At 74.9% G+C, this 19506-nt stretch carries 18 protein-coding genes; 2 read left to right on the top strand and 16 right to left on the bottom strand.

Annotated elements, in window-relative coordinates:
- Positions 1-15 precede the first annotated feature (15 nt).
- The 4 genes from DNL40_RS01910 to clpS all read right to left on the bottom strand — a co-directional run bounded on the left by DNL40_RS01910 (position 16) and on the right by clpS (position 2907).
- On the bottom strand, positions 16-870 hold the full coding sequence (locus tag DNL40_RS01910; RefSeq protein ID WP_111249522.1) for an MBL fold metallo-hydrolase: 855 nt from the start codon (positions 868-870) through the stop codon (positions 16-18).
- Positions 867-1673, bottom strand: coding sequence for a glutamate racemase (murI, locus tag DNL40_RS01905; protein WP_111249890.1), 807 nt, complete (start codon positions 1671-1673; stop codon positions 867-869). The genes DNL40_RS01910 and murI overlap by 4 nt, the downstream gene beginning before the upstream one ends.
- Positions 1674-1777: 104 nt before the next feature.
- Positions 1778-2554, bottom strand: coding sequence for a DUF2017 family protein (locus tag DNL40_RS01900; RefSeq protein WP_111249521.1), 777 nt, complete (start codon positions 2552-2554; stop codon positions 1778-1780).
- Positions 2551-2907, bottom strand: a complete 357-nt coding sequence (gene clpS / locus DNL40_RS01895; protein ID WP_111249520.1) for an ATP-dependent Clp protease adapter ClpS — start codon at positions 2905-2907, stop codon at positions 2551-2553. Before clpS ends, DNL40_RS01900 begins: the two co-directional genes overlap by 4 nt.
- Before the next feature lie 152 nt (positions 2908-3059).
- On the opposite strand from clpS, the gene DNL40_RS01890 reads away from it, so the two are divergent.
- Positions 3060-4454, top strand: a complete 1395-nt coding sequence (locus tag DNL40_RS01890; protein WP_111249519.1) for a nicotinate phosphoribosyltransferase — start codon at positions 3060-3062, stop codon at positions 4452-4454.
- Between the two features lie 35 nt (positions 4455-4489).
- Here DNL40_RS01890 and DNL40_RS01885 read toward each other — a convergent pair whose 3' ends face one another.
- The 8 genes from DNL40_RS01885 to DNL40_RS01850 form a co-directional block, all read right to left on the bottom strand.
- Positions 4490-6400, bottom strand: coding sequence for a DEAD/DEAH box helicase (locus tag DNL40_RS01885; protein WP_111249518.1), 1911 nt, complete (start codon positions 6398-6400; stop codon positions 4490-4492).
- Positions 6397-6711 (bottom strand): DUF3039 domain-containing protein, encoded by a 315-nt coding sequence (locus tag DNL40_RS01880; RefSeq protein WP_111249517.1) that lies wholly within the window; start codon positions 6709-6711, stop codon positions 6397-6399. The genes DNL40_RS01885 and DNL40_RS01880 overlap by 4 nt, the downstream gene beginning before the upstream one ends.
- 73 nt (positions 6712-6784) lie before the next feature.
- Positions 6785-7567 (bottom strand): glucosamine-6-phosphate deaminase, encoded by a 783-nt coding sequence (nagB, locus tag DNL40_RS01875; protein WP_111249516.1) that lies wholly within the window; start codon positions 7565-7567, stop codon positions 6785-6787.
- A gap of 13 nt (positions 7568-7580) precedes the next feature.
- The gene (locus DNL40_RS01870; protein WP_111249515.1) at positions 7581-8570 is read right to left on the bottom strand and encodes an ROK family protein; all 990 of its coding nucleotides are present in this window, start codon (positions 8568-8570) and stop codon (positions 7581-7583) included.
- A 1-nt stretch (position 8571) separates the two neighbouring features.
- Complete coding sequence (locus DNL40_RS01865) at positions 8572-9498, bottom strand: carbohydrate ABC transporter permease (protein ID WP_111249514.1); 927 nt, start codon at positions 9496-9498, stop codon at positions 8572-8574.
- Entirely contained in the window at positions 9498-10448 is a 951-nt protein-coding gene (locus DNL40_RS01860) for a carbohydrate ABC transporter permease (protein WP_111249513.1), read from the bottom strand. The genes DNL40_RS01865 and DNL40_RS01860 overlap by 1 nt, the downstream gene beginning before the upstream one ends.
- A gap of 107 nt (positions 10449-10555) precedes the next feature.
- Positions 10556-11851 (bottom strand): extracellular solute-binding protein, encoded by a 1296-nt coding sequence (locus DNL40_RS01855; protein ID WP_111249512.1) that lies wholly within the window; start codon positions 11849-11851, stop codon positions 10556-10558.
- Between the two features lie 150 nt (positions 11852-12001).
- A complete protein-coding gene (locus DNL40_RS01850; RefSeq protein WP_111249511.1) occupies positions 12002-13156 on the bottom strand; it encodes an ROK family transcriptional regulator in 1155 nt (384 codons plus the stop codon).
- Positions 13157-13276: 120 nt separating this feature from the next.
- Here DNL40_RS01850 and DNL40_RS01845 point away from each other — a divergent pair, with 120 nt between their 5' ends.
- Positions 13277-14329 (top strand): DUF4349 domain-containing protein, encoded by a 1053-nt coding sequence (locus DNL40_RS01845; RefSeq protein ID WP_111249510.1) that lies wholly within the window; start codon positions 13277-13279, stop codon positions 14327-14329.
- 48 nt (positions 14330-14377) lie between these two features.
- Here the strand turns inward: DNL40_RS01845 and DNL40_RS01840 are convergent, their stop codons facing one another.
- From DNL40_RS01840 to DNL40_RS01825, 4 genes are read right to left on the bottom strand one after another with little or no spacing between them, the layout of a single operon-like run.
- A complete protein-coding gene (locus DNL40_RS01840; protein WP_111249509.1) occupies positions 14378-14782 on the bottom strand; it encodes a RidA family protein in 405 nt (134 codons plus the stop codon).
- On the bottom strand, positions 14779-15981 hold the full coding sequence (locus DNL40_RS01835; RefSeq protein ID WP_111249508.1) for an alanine racemase: 1203 nt from the start codon (positions 15979-15981) through the stop codon (positions 14779-14781). Before DNL40_RS01835 ends, DNL40_RS01840 begins: the two co-directional genes overlap by 4 nt.
- Before the next feature lie 10 nt (positions 15982-15991).
- The gene (locus DNL40_RS01830; protein WP_111249507.1) at positions 15992-17707 is read right to left on the bottom strand and encodes an N-acyl-D-amino-acid deacylase family protein; all 1716 of its coding nucleotides are present in this window, start codon (positions 17705-17707) and stop codon (positions 15992-15994) included.
- Positions 17704-19500 carry a beta-N-acetylhexosaminidase gene (locus tag DNL40_RS01825; protein WP_111249506.1) on the bottom strand — a complete coding sequence of 599 codons (1797 nt, stop codon included), beginning with the start codon at positions 19498-19500 and terminating at the stop codon, positions 17704-17706. The genes DNL40_RS01830 and DNL40_RS01825 overlap by 4 nt, the downstream gene beginning before the upstream one ends.
- Positions 19501-19506: the final 6 nt, after the last annotated feature.

The raw sequence follows: 19506 nt of genomic DNA, 5'->3' as shown, positions 1-19506 counted from the left end.
GGGTAACCCGCACGCTCACAGGTCCAGGACGCCGTCGGGCTGGGCCACGGCCACCGGGCCGTCGTACTCGGTGCGGGCCTCGGCCAGCGCCACCTGCGGGTCGTTCCAGGCGGGCAGGTGGGTCAGCAGCAGGCTGCCCACCGCGGCCTCCGAGGCGAGCCGTCCGGCCCGCTTTCCCGTGAGGTGGATGCCCGGCTCGACGCCGTCGTCGCGCCCCTCGGCGAACGCGGCCTCCGACAGCAGCAGGTCGGCGTCGCGGGCGGCCTCGACGACGCCGGGGCAGTAGTCGGTGTCGCCCGTGTAGGCGAGCGTCACACGCCGTCCGTCGTGCACGGTGGACGGGCCGGTGACCCGGAACCCGTACGCCTCGACCGGGTGGAACACCCGGAAGGGGGTCAGCTCGAGCGGGCCGAGCGTCACGGGGGCTCCCTCGACCAGCGGCCGGAAGTCGTAGACGCCCTCCATCGTCTCGCCCGGCTCGAGCCCGTACATCTGCCCGGCGCGCTCGGCCACGGCCGCCGGGCCCAGCACGGGCAGGCGGGTGGGGACGCCCGTGCGGCTGGAGCCGCGCACCGGGTGGTACTTCAGGTGCACGTACAGGCCCGAGAGGTCGGCGCAGTGGTCGGGGTGCAGGTGGCTGAGTGCCACGGCGTCGAGGTCGTGCACCTCGACGTGCCGCAGCAGGTGCCCGAGGCCTCCGTTGCCGAGGTCCATGACGAGGTTCCAGTCGCGCACCTCGACGTCGCCGGGCACGACGCCGGCAGCGACCCCCGCCGCGACGACAGCGGCCGGCACCTGGACGAGGTAGCAGGACGCCGGCGAGTCCGCGCGCGGGGCGGAGCCCGAGACCCCGAGCGTCCGCAGCCTCATCGGGCAGCCTCCACCAGACGCACCTCCGGCCCGAGGAACCGGCGGGCCAGCTGCTCGAACGGGGCGGCAGGGCCCGTGGCCAGGAACCGGTGCTGCGGCGCACCGGCCTGCGGGGAACGCTCGAGGCCGTGGGCCACCAGGGTGCGGTAGACGTCCTTGGCCGTCTCCTCGGCGCTCGAGACCAGGGTGACGTCCTCGCCCATGACGTAGGAGATGACGCCGGTCAGCAGCGGGTAGTGCGTGCAGCCCAGCACGAGGGTGTCCACCCCGGCGGTCTTGACCGGGTCGAGGTACTCGTGCGCGTAGCCGAGGATCTCCTCGCCCGAGGTGATGCCCTTCTCCACCAGCGGCACGAACTCCGGGCACGCCTGCGTGGTGATCTCCAGCCCGGGCGTGACGTGGAAGGCGTCCTCGTAGGCGCGGGAGTTGATCGTGGCCTTGGTGCCGATGACGCCGATGCGCCCGCTGCGGGACGTCACCACGGCACGCCGCGCGGCAGGCTTGATGACCTCGATGACGGGGATGCCCCGCCGCACCTCGTAGCGCTCCCGGGCGTCGGGCAGCGCGACGGCGGTGGCGGAGTTGCACGCGATGACCAGCATCTTGACGCCGTCGTCGACGAGCTGGTCCATGACGGCGAGCGCCATGGCGCGCACGGCGGCGAGCGGCTTGGGCCCGTACGGCGAGTTCGCGGTGTCGCCGATGTAGAGCACCTGCTCGTGGGGCAGCTGGTCGAGGATCGAGCGAGCGACGGTCAGGCCACCCACACCGCTGTCGAAGATCCCGATGGGCGCGTCGTTCACGATCGGCAAGCGTAGCCCTGACGTCCCGTCATCTCCGGTCCGGGTGACCAGCACCACGCGTGGTGGCCGCCACAAGGTGGTCGTGGGGCGGCCGGTCGGGCCGGTCAGGCGGGTCGGCGCCGTCCGCGCAGGTCGTCCAGCATGGCCTCCACGAGGGACTGCTGGGCGAACCCGGTGGCCACGAAGATCCCGCCCCAGTAGCGGCGCACGTCGGCGTCCAGGCCGCGCACGGGGTCGTCGCTGACGACGTCGGCGAGCACCTCGTCGTGGAGCAGCTCCACGTCGTCGTCGGTGTCGAGGCCCAGTCGCTGTGCCACGACCAGGCGCACGTCGGTCAGGGCTGCGGCGGCGTCGCGGGCGGCGTCGTGCCCGATGACGACGATGCCGGGACGCGCGGTGCCGCCGTCCTCGGGGCCGTCGAGGTCGTCGACCAGGTCGGCGACGGTGTCGGCCCCGCCGAGGGCCTCGAGGTCGTCGAGGCCCAGGTCGGCCTCGTCGTCCGCGTCGCCGTAGCCGCCGCCGGCACCGTCACGCCCGTCACCCCCGTCGACGAGGTCGGCGAAGCGTTCCAGCGCGCGCACCTTGCCTGCCGCGATGTCCGTCTGCGTCAGGTGCCGGAACTCGGCGGAGACGTCGTCGTCGCGGCGGCTGGCGTCCGGCAGCAGGCGTCGCGCGGCGGGGTCGTCGGGTTCCCGGGGCGTGCCGGTGGACTGCGTGGTGGCCTCCAGGGCACCGAGCGGGTCCTCCTCGTCCCGCTCGGGCAGCCCCGCCTGGTCGCGCAGCATCACCGCCACCTCGCGGGCCACCCCGGCGATGACCTGGCGCTCGGCGTCCTCCCAGAAGGCCTCGTAGCCGGCCGGCGTGGCCCGGAACGGCGTCATGCGCCCGCCCCCGCCCCGCCCGCTGCGGCACCAGGACCGCCGGCGGCGTCGTCGGACCGCTGCATCGTGGCCCACAGCCCGAACCCGTGCATCGCCTGCACGTCCACCTCCATGCGCTCGCGCGGCCCGGTCGACACCACCGCCCGGCCCTCGCGGTGCACCTGCAGCATCAGGGTGCGCGCCCGGGCAGGCGAGTACCCGAAGTAGCTCTCGAACACGTACGCCACGTACGTCATCAGGTTGACGGGGTCGTTCCACACGATCGTGACCCAGGGATCGGCGAGCCGCACCACCTCCTCGGTGGTGGTCTCCTCCGCGGTCTGCGAGCCGGGCCCGGACGTCGTGACGGTCACGGGCCCCAGCCTACGGACCAGGACGGGGCCCGCACGCGCCCCGCACGCAGGTGTCCACCGCGGCGTCCGGATCCCGGCCTCGACCAGCGCAGACGCCGCCGGAGCCCTAACGTGTCCACCGACCCTTCCGCCTCGAGCACCTGGACCCTGCGATGACCGAGCCAGAGCGGGGCACCGCCGCCCCCGACGCCGGCCTGCCGGCCGCCGTGCCCCCGGCCCTGCGCCCCTCGACGGCGCTGCTGACCGACAAGTACGAGCTGACGATGCTCCAGGCCGCCCTCGCGGACGGGACGGCGCACCGCCACTGCGTCTTCGAGGTGTTCACCCGGCGGCTGCCCGCCGGCCGCCGCTACGGCGTCCTCGCCGGGACGGGGCGGGTGCTGGAGGCGCTGCCGCACTTCCGGTTCGACGACGCCGAGCTGGCGTTCCTGGAGGAGGCGCAGGTGGTCGACGCCCGCACCATCGACTTCCTCAGCGGCTACCGGTTCACCGGCACCATGCTCGGCTACGCCGAGGGCGAGACCTTCTTCCCCGGCTCCCCCGTGCTGCAGGTGGAGGGCACGTTCGCCGAGGCGGTGCTGCTGGAGACGCTCGTGCTGTCGATCCTCAACTACGACTCCGCCGTCGCCTCGGCCGCCTCGCGCATGACGAGCGCCGCGGTCGACCGCCCGGTGCTGGAGATGGGGGCCCGCCGCGCCAACGAGCAGGCCGCGGTCGCGGCCGCACGTGCCGCCGTCGTCGCCGGCTTCGCGGGCACCTCGAACCTCGAGGCCGGCTACCGGTACGGGCTCCCCACGATCGGCACCGCTGCCCACGCGTTCACGCTGCTGCACGACGACGAGCTCTCGGCGTTCCGCTCGCAGGTGGCGGCGCTGGGACCGGGCACCACGCTGCTGGTCGACACCTACGACGTGCGGCGCGGCGTCGAGAACGCCGTCGCGGCCGCGGGCACGGGGCTGGGCGCCGTCCGGCTCGACTCGGGCGACCTGGGCGGGCTGGCCGTCGAGGTGCGCCGCCAGCTCGACGAGCTGGGGGCCACGGGGACCAAGATCACCGTCACCAGCGACCTCGACGAGTACGCCATCGCCTCCCTGGCAGCCGTGCCCGTCGACTCCTACGGGGTGGGCACCTCCCTCGTCACCGGCTCGGGCGCGCCCACGTGCGGCATGGTCTACAAGCTGGTGGCCCGCGCCGACGCCCACGGCGTGCTCCAGCCCGTCGCCAAGGCGTCGGCGAACAAGACCAGCCAGGGCGGGCGCAAGCAGGCCGCCCGCCGCATCGGTGAGGACGGCCGCGCCACCGAGGAGGTGCTGGTCACCGGGCCGGACGCGCTCGTGGCGGCCTGGGCACCGGAGTCGGACGACCTGCGCCCGCTGCTGGCCCCCCTCGTGATGGAGGGCGCGGTCGACTCACGCTGGACGGGGGCGTACGGGGTGCAGAACGCCGCCCGGACTCACCAGACCTCCCGGGCGGAGCTGCCGCGCGGTGCCCGCCGCCTCTCCTCGGGCGACCCGGCCATCCCCACGGTCGAGCACCGCCTGGGCTGACGGCTGCCTGCCGCCTTCGGGCACCTACCTGACGTTCACCTGGCGCCGACGAACCAGCCGCGCACCATCTCGACCCGCGCCTGCAGCTGGTCGGCGGTGGCCATGGGCACCTCGGGGCCCCCGCAGCGGCGGCGCAGCTCGGTGTGCACGGAGCCGTGGGGCCGGCCGCTCTTGCGCGCCCATGCCGAGACGAGCTTGGAGAGCTCCTTGCGCAGGGCAGCGGCCCGGCGGTGCTCCAGCTCCGCCTCGGCCTCCGTCATCTGGCGCTGAGCCTGGCCGCGCCCGCGCATCTGCTCGGCCTGGCGTTGACGCAGCAGCGTGGCCACCTGGTCCGGCTCCAGCAGGCCGGGCAGCCCCAGGAAGTCGAGCTCCTCGGCCGAGCCGACGTCGGCCCCTGTGCCGAACTGGCCGCCGTCGAAGAGCACGCCGTCGAACGACGCCTGGGACTCCATCGCCTCGAACGAGCCGAGCAGCTCGCCCGACGCCTTCTCCTCCCGGTTCGCCGCAGCGAGCAGCTCGGCCTCCGGGTCGTACTCGGCGCCCTCCTCCTCCGCCGTCCTGGGGCGGTCGAGGGCGTGGTCGCGCTCCATCTCCATGCCGCCCGCCAGCTCGAGCAGCGGGGCCACGCTGGGCAGGAACACCGACGCCGTCTCCCCGCGGCGCCGGGCGCGCACGAAGCGCCCCACGGCCTGGGCGAAGAACAGCGGCGTGGACGTCGAGGTCGCGTAGACGCCCACGGCGAGGCGGGGGACGTCCACGCCCTCCGAGACCATCCGGACCGCGACCATCCACCGCTTGTCGCTCTGGGAGAACTCGTCGATGCGTGCGGAGGCGCCGTCGTCGTCGGACAGCACCACGGTGGGGCTCTCGCCCGTGAGACGGGCCAGGTGCCCGGCGTACGCCCGGGCCGCCGTCTGGTCGGTGGCGATGATGAGCGCGCCCGCGTCGGGCACCGACCGGCGCACCTCCGTCAGGCGCTTGTCCGCCGCCGCGAGCACCGACGGGATCCACTCGCCGTTCGGGTCCAGGGCGGTGCGCCACGCCTGCTGCGTCATGTCCTTGGTCATCGCCTCGCCCAGGCGGGCCGAGACCTCGTCCCCCGCCTTGGTGCGCCAGCGCATGTTGCCCGAGTACGTCATGAACAGCACGGGGCGCACCACGTGGTCGCGCAGCGCGTCGCCGTAGCCGTAGGTGTAGTCGGCCTTCGAGCGGCGGATCCCGTGCTGGTCGGCCTCGTAGGTGACGAACGGGATCGGGGCGGTGTCCGAGCGGAACGGGGTGCCCGTCAGGCACAGGCGCCGCGTCGCGTCCTCGAACGCCTCGTGCACCGCGTCGCCCCAGCTGAGGGCGTCGCCGCCGTGGTGCACCTCGTCGAGGATCACCAGCGTGGGGGCGGCTTCCGTCCGGGCCCGGTGCAGCGCCGGGTTGGCGGCCACCTGGGCGTACGTGAGCGCCACCCCGTCGTAGTGGGCACCGTGGCGGCCCTGGCTGTTCTTGAACTGCGGGTCGATCCGGATGCCCACGCGCGCTGCGGCGTCGGCCCACTGCGTCTTGAGGTGCTCCGTGGGCGCCACCACCGTCACGCGGCGCACCACGCCCCGGTCCAGCAGGTCGGTCGCCACCCGCAGCGCGAACGTCGTCTTGCCGGCGCCCGGGGTGGCGACGGCGAGGAAGTCGCGCGGCTCCCTGGACCGGTACAGCTCCAGCGCCTCGGCCTGCCAGGCACGCAGGTTCGACGCCGTGCCCCAGGGGGCCCGCCGCGGGAACGCCGGGCTGAGCTGCTCGGCCGCCGAGACCGAGGGCGACTGCGGCACCGGGCGCCCCTGCGGGCCGGGAGCCCCGGACGTCCCGGCGGCGGACCGCTCAGGGGTGTCCCCGGGTTCCTGCGCGGAGGCGAAGAGGTCGAAGGGGTCGGGCTCGGGGTCGGGAAGCGACTGGGCGCTCACTTGCTCGAGTCGCCCTCGCCGTCCTGCGGGTCGCGGAGGCCGTCGTAGATCTCCTTGCAGACCGGGCACACGGGGAACTTGTTCGGGTCGCGCCCGGGGACCCACACCTTGCCGCACAGCGCGATGACGGGCTTGCCCGTCATCGCCGACTCCATGATCTTCTCCTTGCGCACGTAGTGCGCGAAGCGCTCGTGGTCGCCCGGCTCGACCTCCTGCCGGGTCTCCTCGCGCTCGAGCAGCCCGGTCCCCGTGCCGGTCTGCTCGGACGGGTCGGCCGGCTGGACGGAGGGGGACGACAAGGGATCGCTCATGCGGTGGAGTCTACGTCGCAGGGACCGACACCGGGGCAGGCCTCCGGTGCCCGCGAGGCCTGCCCGGGGAAGGTCACAGCCCCTGCCACTGCGGCTTGGAGGCGTACGTCTGGCGGTAGTACCCGGCCAGCTGGAGACGCGAGGCCGCGGCCTCGTCCAGCAGCACCGTGGCGTGCGGGTGCATCTGCATGATCGTGGCGGGCCACATCGCCGAGACGGGACCCTCGACGAGCTGGTGCACCGCCTCCGCCTTGCCCTTGCCCGTGGCCAGCAGCACCAGGTGGCGCGCCTCCATGATCGTGCCCAGCCCCTGGGTGAGGCAGTGACGCGGCACCTGGTCGACCTCGCCGCCGAAGAACCGGGCGTTGTCCTCCCGCGTCTGGCGGGTCAGCGTCTTGATCCGGGTCCGCGAGGCGAGCGAGGAGCCCGGCTCGTTGAACCCGATGTGCCCGTCGGTGCCGATGCCGAGGATCTGCAGGTCCACGCCGCCCGCGGCCGCGATCGACTCCTCGTAGGCGGCGCACGCCTGGGCGAGGTCCTCGGCGAGCCCGTCGGGCCCCTGCACCCGCTCGGGCGCCCAGCCCACCCGGGAGACGATCTCCTTCTCGATCACGTTGCGGTACCGCTCGGGGTGGTCGGCAGCCAGCCCCACGTACTCGTCGAGCATGAACCCGCGGGCCTGGGCGAACGACAGCCCGGTCTCGGCGTGCCGCCGCGCCAGCTCGTCGTAGACCCGCAGCGGGCTCGACCCGGTCGCCAGGCCGAGCACGGCGTCGGGCTTGCGGCGCAGCAGCGCCTCGACCGCGTCGGCGGCCAGCACGGCCAGCTCCTGGGGCGTGGCGATCACGACTTCCATCTCGTCTCCGTTCTCAGGCGGTCTCGGCTGGCCGGACGGCGGCCGGGCGGGCGGGGATCGCGCGGGCCAGGACGGCGGCGCCCACCGCGCCGACGGGCACGTGCCCGGGCGCGAGCCGGACCCGTCCGGGCAGCGCCAGGGAGGCGACGAACGCGGAGGCCGCCTCCTGCCGGACGAGCGCGGCATGCACCGCCTCCAGGAGCGGCTCGCCGAGCTGGGCCACTCCCCCGCCCAGCACGACGTGACGCACGTCGACGCTCAGCACCAGCATGCGCACCGCTGCGGCCACGGCGTCGGCGTACCGCTGCACGGCGGCCGTCGCCGCCGGGTCCCCCGCCGTGGCGGCCTCGAAGAGGGCCACCGGGGCCGGGACGTCCGGCGAGCGCCCGTGGGTGCCGGGCGGCCAGAGCGCCTCGACGGCGCTGCCCGAGGCGTACAGCTCCAGGCAGCCGCGCTGCCCGCAGGCGCACACCGGCCCGTCCGGGTGCACGGGGACGTGCCCGATCTCGCCGGCGGCGCCGGTCGAGCCGCGGCGCAGCGCGCCGTCGAGCACGAGGCCTGCCGCGAGGCCGGTGCCGAGGGCGAGGAACGCCAGGTCGTCGGACCGGCCGTCCGGCTCGGGCAGCAGGTGGGCGGCGCCGACGGCGGCCACGTTGAGGTCGTTCTCGACGACGGCGCCCACGCCGAGCTCGTCGGCCAGCCGGCGGGCCAGCGGCAGGGGGACGCCGTCGACGCCGAGGTTGACGGCGTGGCGCACCGTCCCCGTGGCGGGGTCCACGATGCCGGGCACGCCCACCCCCACCCCGCCCAGGGCCGCGGCATCCTGCCCCGCCTGACGCAGCACCCCCTGCACGGCGCGGACGGCGCCGTCGACCACGCCGTCCGCACCCCGGGTGGTGGCGATGCGGGCCTGAGCGACGACGAGGCCGTCCGGGGCCAGCAGCGCCGCCAGCGTCTTGGTACCGCCGATGTCCAGCCCGACGGTGGCACGAGGGAGGTTCACCTCAGCCCTTCACCGCCCCGGCGACGAGCCCACCGGTCATCCGGCCCTGCACGATGAGGAAGAAGATCACCACGGGGATGGCCACGAGCGTGGACCCCGCCATGAGAGCGCCCCAGTCGGTGGCCTTCGTGGCCTGCTGGAAGGTCCGCAGCCACACGGGCAGGGTCATCGACTCCGGCCGGGACATGATGACCAGAGCCAGGACGAACTCGTTCCACGCCTGGATGAACGCGAAGACGCCGGTGGACACCAGGCCGGGCGCCAGCAGCGGGAACGTGACCCGCCAGAACGCACCGGTGCGCGAGCACCCGTCGATCATGGCGGCCTCCTCCAGCTCCATGGGCACGGCGGCGACGAACCCCCGCAGCGTCCACACCGTGAAGGGCAGCACGCTCGCGATGTAGAGGATCGTGAGCCCGATGATCGTGTTCAGCATCTGCCACGAGTCGATCATGCGGAAGTACGTCAGCAGCATCGCCTCGCCAGGGATCATCTGCACGATCAGGATCGAGACGATGAAGGCGCGCCGCCCGCGGAAGCGGAACCGGCCGAGCGCCACCGACGCGAGGAAGGCGATGACGAGAGCCACCAGGAGCGAGATGAACGTGACCTTGAGGGAGGTCTCGAGGGCGGGCAGGAACGGTGCGCGGTTCTGCCCGAAGATCGCCGTCTCGTAGTTGCGCAGCGTGAAGTCGTCCGGCCCGGGGAAGAAGGTCGGCGTCGCGGCGCGGACCTTGTTGGTGGGCAGGAACGAGCTCGACACCATCCAGTACACGGGGAACGCCGAGCAGACGAAGACGATCACGCCGAGCACGGCGAACACCACGTTCGCGGACCGCTTCTTGCGAGGGGAGCGTGCGGCGCCCGCAGGCAGCGGACGGGCAGCCGCCGTCGTCGGCAGGGACGGGGTGGTCGTGGCGGTGGCCATCAGTCCTCCTCCTTCAGGGTCTGGCGGACGTAGGCGGAGGAGATGACGAGCATGATGACGACCATGACGACGGCGGCGGCCGCGGACATCCCGTAGTTCCCCGACGCGGTGCCGACCTGGTAGATCCACACGCCGAGCGTGGACGTCTCCTCGACGATGCCGCCGATGCCCTGCAGGGCGTACACCTGGGCGAACAGGCGCAGGTCCCAGATGATCGAGAGCACGATCAGCACCGTGATGATGGTGCGCACGTACGGCACCTGGATGCGGAAGAAGCGCTGGGCCGCGCCCGCGCCGTCGAGCTGGGCCGCCTCGAGCACCTCGTGCGGCACCTGGGTCAGCCCGGCGTACATCGTGAAGGCGATGAACGGCGCGCCCTGCCACACGATGATCAGGAGCAGCACGCCGAAGAAGCTGAGCGGATCGATCAGCCACGAGTGCCCAGCCCACTGCTGCCCGGTGATGAGGGTGAGCACGTGGTTGACCACGCCGAACTGGGTGTCGAACATCCAGCCCCAGACGATGACGGACGTCAGGGCGGGCATGGCCCACGCGAGCAGCAGCCCGATCGACACGAGCATGCGCATCGCCTTGCCGAGCCGCATCATCAGCAGCGCCAGCAGGGTGCCGAGCACGAACGTCGTCACGACGGCCACGACCATGAACGCGAAGCTGCGGCCGAGGACCCGGTAGAAGGTCTCGCTGGTGAGCACGGTCGTGTAGTTCTCGAGGCCTGCCCACGTGGGGGGCTGGCCGAACGCCTGCTCGCGGCCGTAGTGCTGGAACGACGTGATGATGAGGTTGACGAGCGGGTAGCCGACCAGCACGAGCAGCACCGCCAGGGACGGCGCGAGCAGCACATACGGGAAGGGCGACCCGCGGCGGCGTCGTCGGCGGGGCGGCGCGTCCAGCCCGGTGCCCGGGGGCGCGACGGTGGTGGAGGAGGTCATCGGAGGCTTCCGGTGTCGAGGGTCGTCAGGAGGTCGCCTGCGCCGAGGGCGCGGCGCGGGGGCGCGGCGGGCGGCCACGGTCGTCCACGCCCGCCGCGCCCCGGCCGTCAGCCGTTGAGCGTCCTCTCGATCGCCGCGTCGAGCGCTGCGGCGATCTCGGTGACGTCACCGCCCTGGGCGAGCCTCACGAACGAGTCCTCGAGCACGCCCGAGGCCTCGACGTCGGCCCACTTCGGGGAGGCCGGCGTGCTGATCGCCTCGGCGGCAGCAGCCGCGGAGGCCTGCGCGAACACGCCGTCCGGCATGAGGTCTGCCTGCGAGACCTTCGCGGGGACGAGGCCGGCCTCGGCCAGGAGCCCCTGGTACTCGTCCGAGAGCATGATCTTCAGCGCCTCGTAGGCCAGCTCCTTGTTCGCCGAGCGCATGGGGATCGCGATGTTGGAGCCGCCCGCGAGGACGGGGGCCGCCTCACCCGCGGTCTTGCCGGGCGCAGCGAAGGCCGACAGGTTCTCCGGCGAGCCGATGCCCGAGCCGCAGCCCGGCACCTCGGCGTCCTCGTCCGCGCCGATCGATCCCGACACCCACGCCGGGGCGGCGAGGTAGGCGACCTGGCCGGCGCAGAACGGCACCTGCGGCTCCTGCTCGTCGGAGTCGGCGGGCGCGCGGTTGGCGGTGAGCATCACGTCCTGGAGCTGCTCGAGGCCCTTGATGCCCTCGGGGGTGGAGAAGCCGCCCTCCCAGGTGCCGTCGGAGGCCTGCGTGGCGATCTGCCCGCCGTTGGCCCACACGAACGTCATGCCGTTGCGCCAGTCCTTGCCCGGCGTCCAGAGGCCGGAGACGGTGTCGGTCGTGGCGGCCTTGACGGTGGCCACGTACTCGTCCCAGGTGGTGGGCACCGGCGTGTCACCGACGACTTCCTTGGAGTACACGACCACGCGGGCGCCCGAGTAGTACGGCGCGGCGTAGAACTTGCCGTCGTAGGTGCCGTCCTCCACGAAGCTGGGCAGCAGGTCGTCGCCGCCGAGCTCCTCGTACCGGTCCGTGAGGTCCTCGAAGGCACCGGCAGAGGTGAACGCCGCGGCCTGCGTGTTGCCGATCTCGATGAGGTCGGGGCTGTCGGAGCCCGACAGCGCGGTCGTGTACTTGTCCACGAGCCCGCCCCAGGACTGCTCCTCGATCGTGAGCGTGGAGCCAGGGTTCTCGGCCTCGAAGGTCGTCTTGAGGTACTCGCGGGCCTCGTCGGGCGTGTCGGAGCCGACGAGCCAGACGCGGATGTCGCCGGCGCCGCCCTCGGACGTGCCGTCGGTGCCGGTGCCGGTGCTGCCGGACGCGCAGGCGCTCAGGCCGAGCGCCAGGGTGGTGGTCGTGGCCACGGTGGTGGCGACGAGACGGTTCCTCTTCACTGGGGTAGTTCCTCTCGCTGGTGCCGGCGGCGTGCCGCCGGCCGGGTGGCGCTGCACCGTGCGGTGCTCCCTGCGTCGTCGCAGGCGGGGTGGTGACGTCGTCGTCGGTGAGGTCGTTCGTGGGTCAGGGACGATGCCGGGCCGGCGGGGTCACGAGATCCCCAGCTGGGCGGCGAGGACGAGCACGGCGGCGCCCGAGAGCACCACGTCCTCGTCGAGGGTCGCCATCCGCACACGCAGGCCGGTGTGGACGGCGGGCATGGTGCGCTCGACGACGGCGGCCTCGGCCGCCTCGCGCAGGGCGCCGTCGAGCAGGTCGGCAGGGCCGCTGAGCAGCACCTCGCCGAGGTTCAGGGCGGAGACCACGGGGGCGAGCGTGACTCCGAGCGTGCGGCCCACGGCGGCGAGCGCCACGTCGGCCGCCTCGGTGTCGAGGCCGGCGACGGCACGGCGCAGGGCCGGGGCGGAGAGCAGGGTCTCGAGGCAGCCGCGGCGTCCGCAGGCGCACGGCAGACCGTCGTCGGCGACGGTGACGTGGCCGAGCTCGCCGGCCGCGTGACGCACGCCGTGGACGCGCGCGCCGTCGACCATGACGCCGGCACCGACGCCCTGGCCGACGGCGACCAGCAGCATGGAGCCTTCGGCGCCGCCGAAGGTGTACTCCCCCAGGGCTGCGACGTCGGCGTCGTTGGCGACGTGGACGGGCAGGTCGAGGCGCTCCGACAGGAGCGCGGCGAGCGGCAGGTCGGTCCAGCGGCGGTTGGGGGCCTCGAGCACGCGCCCGTCGACGTCGATGACACCGGGCGACCCGATGCCGACGCCGACGACCGGCTGGGTCGCGGCGTCGAGGAGCCCGCGCGTGAACTCCTCCACCAGGTCGACGAGCTCGTCGCCGGTGCGGTCGTCCACCTCCAGGCAGCGGCGCTCCACGGCCTCGCCGGTCAGGGTGAGCACGGCACCGCGCATCACGGTGTCGTCCGACAGGTCGACGGCCACGATCTGGAACGCGTGGGTGCGCATCCCGACGAGCATCGCCGGCTTGCCGACCCCTCCCCCGCGCTGCACGCCCAGCTCTTCCACGAGCCCTTCCGCGATGAGCACGCTCACGAGGTCGGAGATGGTGACGCGAGTGAGGGAGGTGGCGCGGGCGAGGTCGGCGCGCGAGGTGGGGCCTGCGTGGAACAGGTGCTGGAGCACCATCGCGCGGTTGTGGGCGCGGGTGTGCTCGGGGAGCACCTTGGCGGTGGCACGCAGGCCGAACCCGAGTGCTCGCCGGGTGGCGCCGGTACCGGTCGTCGCGGACATGTTTGTTAGTAAAGCGGCTTAACCAAGGTCGGTCCATACCCTGTCGACGCCGATGCCGAATCGTGACCGCCTCGAAACACGGCCGTCGCAAGCCTCTCCCGCCCACGACACAGACAGGGCATGAGCACCCCCCGCACCGCTCCGACCGGCAGCACCCGGGCGGCAGCCCGCCCCCGCGAGGCCGCTGCCCGGGCCTCGGCAGCCCTGCTCCTGGCCGTCTCCCTCGTCACCGTCACCGCCGCCTGCGGCGCCCCGCCGCACGGTGCCGCCGAGAGCCTCGCCGGCGACCACGTCGCCCCGGGCGGCGCGGTGGTCCAGCACCACGCCTCTGCCGGAGCGCCCGACGCCGCAGCCGCCGGCACCGCCGACACCGCTGAGACCCCGGCCACCGGCGCCGCTGCTCCCGAGGCCGCCGAGGGCACGGGCCCCGAGGGCGCCGTCCACGGCACCGCCGAGGAGACCGCCCGCGAGGTGATCACCCGCGGCACCGCCTCCGTCGTCTCCGCCGACCCGGCCGCCGCCGCCCAGCGGCTCTCCGTGCTCACCGAGGAGGCCGGAGGGCACGTCGAGAGCCGCGAGGAACGGCGCGGATCCCCCTCCACCGCACCCAGCGCCACGCTCGTGCTGCGCCTGCCGGCCGATCATGTGAGCCGCACCGTCGACGCCCTGGCCGATCTCGGTGAGGTCGCCGACGTCTCCGTCACCAGGGAGGACGTCACCGCCACCGGACGCGACCTCGACGCCCGCGTCGCCGCCCTCACCACGTCCACCGACCGGCTGCGGGAGCTCATGGTCCAGGCCGCCGACACCGCCGACCTGCTGCGCGTCGAGAAGGAGCTCTCCGACCGCCAGGCCGAGCTCGACGCGCTGCGCTCCCGGCGGGCGTCGCTCAGCGAGCAGGTCGCGATGTCCACGCTCGAGGTCTGGATCACCGCGGACGCGAGCGCGCTGGCCGCGACCGCGCCTCCCCCGCCCGGGTTCCTGGGCGGGCTCAGCGCAGGCTGGGAGGCGCTGGTGGTCGCCGGCCGCTGGGCGCTCGTGGTGGTGGGCACGCTGCTGCCGTGGGCCGCGGCGGCAGGGGTGCTCCTGGCCGTCGGCCGCCTGGGGTGGCGCGCCCTCCTCGAGGTCCGTGCCCGTCGCAGCGGCTCGGCCCCCGCCCCCACCGCCCCCTGAGGCTGACGGCGAGAGCGAGGGCACGGGCGGGCACGGGGGCGGGCGGTGTCAGTCCACGACAGCCAGGGCGTCGATCTCCACGAGCATCTCCTCGCGCGGCAGCCCCACGAACACCGTGGTGCGGCTGGGCAGCACGCCCGACGGGGAGTGCGCCGCCACGAAGGCGCCGTAGGCCTCGTTCATCGCCGCGAAGTCCTCGCGCTTCGTCAGGTACACCCGCAGCATCACCACGTCGTCGAACGTCGCGCCCGAGGCCTCGACGATCGCACGGACGTTCTCCAGCGTGCGCGTCGTCTGGGCGGCCACGTCCCCCGGGTACAGGTACTCGCCCGTGGCCGGGTCCTGCGGGCCCTGACCGCTCACCTGGACGAACGGCCCCTTGCGCACCCCCTGGTGGAAGGTGTGCGCGGGCGCCGGCGCGCCGGTGGTGGACAGTGCGGTCTTGACGGTCATGCGAGGTCCTCCCGGAGGTCGAGCGGGTAGTGCGCGACGACGGCGTCGCCGCGCGTGACGACTGCGGTGCGCCACCGGTCGAGCGTGGTGCACGGGTGCGAGACGCCGAAGGCGACGACGTCCCCGGGCTCGATCCCCTGGTCTTCCGTCACGGCGAGGTAGGCGTGCTGGTCGTTGAGGGCGGTGACCCGCGCGCCCGCGAGCTCCCGCGGGGTGCCGAGGCGTCCGTCCTCCCCCACGGGCCGGACGGCGAGCGGCGTGGGCAGGTCGATGTCGTACGAGACGTCGCGCCGTCCGACGCCGCACACGACGAGGCCCGGCTCGGGCACCGAGAGCACCTGGCCCCACACGGTGATGGCCGGGCGCAGCGGGGCCGCGCCCAGCCGCGTCCACGGGTCGGTGCGCGCGTAGTGGCCGTGGTCGTGCGTGACGTAGGCGCCGGACCGCAGCACCACCCGGGTCGCGGCGCCTGCCGGCGCGACGAGCTCGCGCAGCACCACGTCGGCGAACGCGCTGCCGCCCGCGCTGAGCACGACGGGCCCCTCGACCAGGCCGGCCACCCCCGCCGCCGCCTCGCGCAGCCCGGCGCACCACGCGCCGACGGCGGCGAGCTCCGCCTCGCTCGTGCCGGCGGCCACGGGTCCCTCGTAGCCGGCCACGCCGACGAGCCGCAGACCGGCGTCGTGGACGGCGCGACCCAGCGCGACGGCGGCCTCGACACCGCGCACCCCCGTCCGCCCGCCGGGCACGCCGAGCTCGACCAGCACGCCCAGGCGCGCCGTCGTCGCCGCCGACGCGCCCGCGAAGGCGCGGGCGAGCAGCTCGACGCCGCGCGCCGAGTCGACGTAGAGCCACACCTCGGCGGCCGCACCGGCGTCGAGGACCTCACGCAGCCACGCCAGCTCCCGCGGGTCCACGAGCTCGTTCGCCAGCAGCGCCCGCACGCCGTCCCGCTCCCGGGGCAGCCCCCAGCGCACCAGCGTGCGCAGCTGCGCCGGCGTCGCCACGGTGCCGCCCCACGCGCCGGCAGCCAGCTGCCGGGCGAACAGGTCGCGGGACATCGCCGTCTTCACGTGCGGAGCGTGCTCGGCACCCGCCGCGGCGACGGCGGCCGCCACGGTGGCGAGGTTGTGCTCCAGCGCGTCGTCGTCGAGCGTCAGGAGGGGCCAGGAGTACGCGGGGTCGTCGATCCGGGTCACGCGAGCGACCCTACTGGCGTCCCGGCGCCCGCGGGACGCCCACGGGCGCCGGCCGCAGCGGCCGTCCCGGTGTCGCCCCGGTGAGCCGGCCGCGGGCGAGCACGGGCACCCCCGCCACCACGACGTCGTCGATGCCCGACGCCGGCCGGCGCGGGTCGGCGTACGTGGCCTGGTCCTGCACGGCCTGCGGGTCGACGAGCACGACGTCGCCCGCGGCCCCGGGCGCGAGCGAGCCGTGCCCCGCCAGCCGGAACCGGCGCGCCGCACGGGCAGACATGTGCTCGACGGCGTCGGCCCAGCTCCACCGTGGGACCGCCTCCTCCTGCGGGCCGGGCAGGCCGAGCAGGTCGGCCCCGGCGCCGTCGTGCAGGTCGGTGGCGCGCCCCAGCACCCGGCCCGCCAGCAACCGGGCGAAGGCGCCCCAGCCGCGCGGGTGCGGGAACCCGCCGCCCCCCACCTCGCCGCCCGCCTCGGCCGCGAGGCCGAACGGCGCGTAGATCGCGTCGGACCCGGCGACCTGCGCCGGGTGGTCGGCCAGCACGCGCACCGACTCGGCGCTGTTGGTGGGCGGCTGCGCGAACACGCACGAGGCGCGCAGCCGGGAGGCGACCAGCAGGCGCAGCGCCGCGTCGGCAGGCCGCACACCGAGGCCCTCGGCCACCTGCGGCACCGTGAGCCCCTCCGCCCAGCGCAGCGCCTCCCCCGTCACCGGGTCTGTGCCCGGCACCCAGGCGAGCGTGGTGCGGGGCCACAGGTCGTCGAGCGTGGCCAGGTGCGCGTGCAGGCGGTCGGCCGTGGCGGGGCCGGTGAGCGCCGCGAGGGTCGCGTCCGGGTCGGCGAGCGGGAGCCAGGTGGGCAGGGCCACCATGGCGAGGATCGAGCAGCCCCGCAGGTAGGGGTAGGAGTCGAAGGTGACGTCGAGACCGGCCAGGCCGGCATCCTCGACCATCGCGCCCAGCGCGTCGGAGGGACCGTGAAGGTGGGAGACGTGCGTGGCCACGCCCGTGGCGCGGGCGATGCGCACCAGCTCGGCGAAGGCCGTGGGGGCGGCGGCCTCGTAGCCGCGCATGTGGGAGACGTGCGGCAGCCCGCGCTCCGCCACCACCCGGGCGAGGGCCACGAGCTCGGCCTCGTCGGCCCAGGCGGCGGGGACGTACTCGAGCCCGGTGGAGAGGCCGACGGCGCCGTCGTCGAGCGCCTGCCCCACGATCGCGGCCATGCGGCCGGTCTCGTCGGCCGTCGCGGGCCGCTGGGCGGCTCCCATGACGAGGAGGCGCACGGTGCCGTGCGGGACGAGCGTGGCCACGTTGACCGCCGTCGTGCCGTCGTACGTGGCCAGCAGCTCGGCGACGCTGCCGCCGCGGAAGGTCGGGTGGACGCCGTCGATCCCGGCGAAGTATTGCGCCGCCCAGGCGCAGGTGCGCTCGTCCGACGGGGCGAAACCCACGCCGTCCTGCCCGACGACGATGCTGGTGACGCCCTGGCGCAGCATCGCCAGCTGCACGTCCGGGTCGAGCACGGCGGCGGCGCCGTGCACGTGGGCGTCCACGAACCCCGGCACGGCGACGCGTCCGCCCGCGTCCAGCACCCGGACGCCCGGCGGCGCGGGCCTGCCGGAGGGCACGACGGCGGAGACCCGGCCGCCGGCCAGGTGCAGGTCGTGCGGGGCGCTCAGGCCGCGGTCGGGCTGCGGGAGCAGGGCGCCGCGCACCACGAGGTCCGTCATGCGCCGTCCTTCCCGTCGTCAGGGGCTCCGGCCGGTGCGGGCTCCTCGACCCAGCCCCCGACGCCCTCCCAGCCGCCCGCGGCGAGCTCGGCGTCGAGGTCGCGCGGGTGGCCGGCCACCCCCGGGCGGGTCTGCCAGGGCCGGGGCCCGTCGAGCGGGCGGTGCTCCACGCCGGCGGCGTCCAGGCGTGGCAGGTGGTCGCGCCGGAGCCGCTCGACGAACGCCGTGGTGGCGGGCGTACAGGGACCGCGCCGCCCCGGCAGGGTGCTGGTCCAGGCCGCCTCGGCGAACGCGGCGAGTCGCGGGAAGGTGGCGTAGTCCACCCGGCGGGCGGAGTCGAGGTGCTCGGTCCACACCTGCGCCTGCACCCCGAGCAGCCGCCCGGGCCCGTCCGGCACGTCCATCCCCGCGGGGAACGGCTCGAAGCCGTGCACGTCCTCGAGGGTGCGCACGAACCCCACGGGCACGGGTTCGCCGGGGTGGTCGGACTGGCGGTGGTCGAGGTAGACGGACTGCTCCGGCGCCATCACCACGTCGTGCCCGGCCGCGAGCGCCCGTGCCCCGACCGCCCACCCGCGCCAGCAGGTGACCACGGCGTCGGCGGGAAGGTCCGGCCCGAAGGCCTCGTCCCACACGACCGCACGCCGCCCGTGGGCGCGCAGGTGCGCGGCGAGGCGCGCCAGGAACCAGCCGTGCAGGCGGGCGACGTCCGGCTCACCCGCATCGTCCACGAGGCCGAGCCGAGCGGCCCGCGCGACGACCTGGGGGCTGGCGCGCCAGAGCGTCGTGGGCACCTCGTCGCCACCGAGGGCCACCCAGGGCGCGTCGAACACCTCGCAGACCTCGTCGAGCACGTCGCGGAAGAACGCGAGCGCCTCCGGGGACGGGTCGAGCACGTCCGTGCTGACGCCCCACGTGGTCCGTACCTCGTGCGGCACCTTGCGCGTGCCCAGCTCGGGGTAGGCGGCGACGGCTGCCTCGACGTGGCCGGGCACGTCGATCTCGGGCACCACGGTGACCCCGCGCTCGCGGGCGTAGGCGACGATCTCGCGCAGGTCGGACTTGGTGTACCAGCCGCCGTGCGGCTGCCCGTCCGGCGTGCCGGTGCGCCACGTGCCGACGGTGGACTCGCGCCGCCAGCCGCCGACCTCGGTCAGCCGGGGGTACCGCTCGATCTCGACGCGCCAGCCCTGGTCGTCCGTCAGGTGCAGCTGCAGGACGTTGAGGTGGTGGGCGGCGGCCAGGTCCACGAAGCGCAGCACGTCCGCCTTGGGCAGGAAGTGGCGGGCGACGTCGAGCAGCACACCGCGCCAGGGGAACCTCGGTGCGTCCTGCACCGTGCCCACGGGCAGCACCAGCGGCGCTCCGGACGCCGCCCGGCGGAACGCCTGCGGGCCGGCGAGCTGGCGCAGCGTCTGGGCGGCGGCGTGCGCCCCGGCGAGGTCGGCGCACGCGGCGTGCACGAGGGCGGTGCGCCCGCCGGTCTCGAGCCGGTAGCCGCCCACCGGCAGCGCCGGGTCCAGGTCGAGGACGACGGCGGTACCGCCCGCCGGGAGCCGAGCCGGCGCCTGAGCCGGTGGCCGGACCGGTGCCTGAGCGGGTGCCTGCACCGGGAGGAGCGTGACGGCGAACGCCTCGTCGATCACTCGCCGCCACCAGCGCGCCGCCGGCGCGAGCTCGGGCGCGCAGACAAGCGGGGTCCCGTCGGGCACCACCACGGAGCCCTCTCCCCCGCTCGCCGTCGCGGGAGCAGGGACGAGTCCGAGGTTCGGGTCGGTCGGCGGAGCAGCCACGCGGCC

Origin of the sequence: Xylanimonas oleitrophica (assembly GCF_003244315.1) — a bacterium.
GTDB lineage: Bacteria > Actinomycetota > Actinomycetes > Actinomycetales > Cellulomonadaceae > Xylanimonas_A > Xylanimonas_A oleitrophica.
Note: the sequence above shows the minus strand (reverse complement) of the source record. Positions and strands in the feature narration are given on the sequence as shown.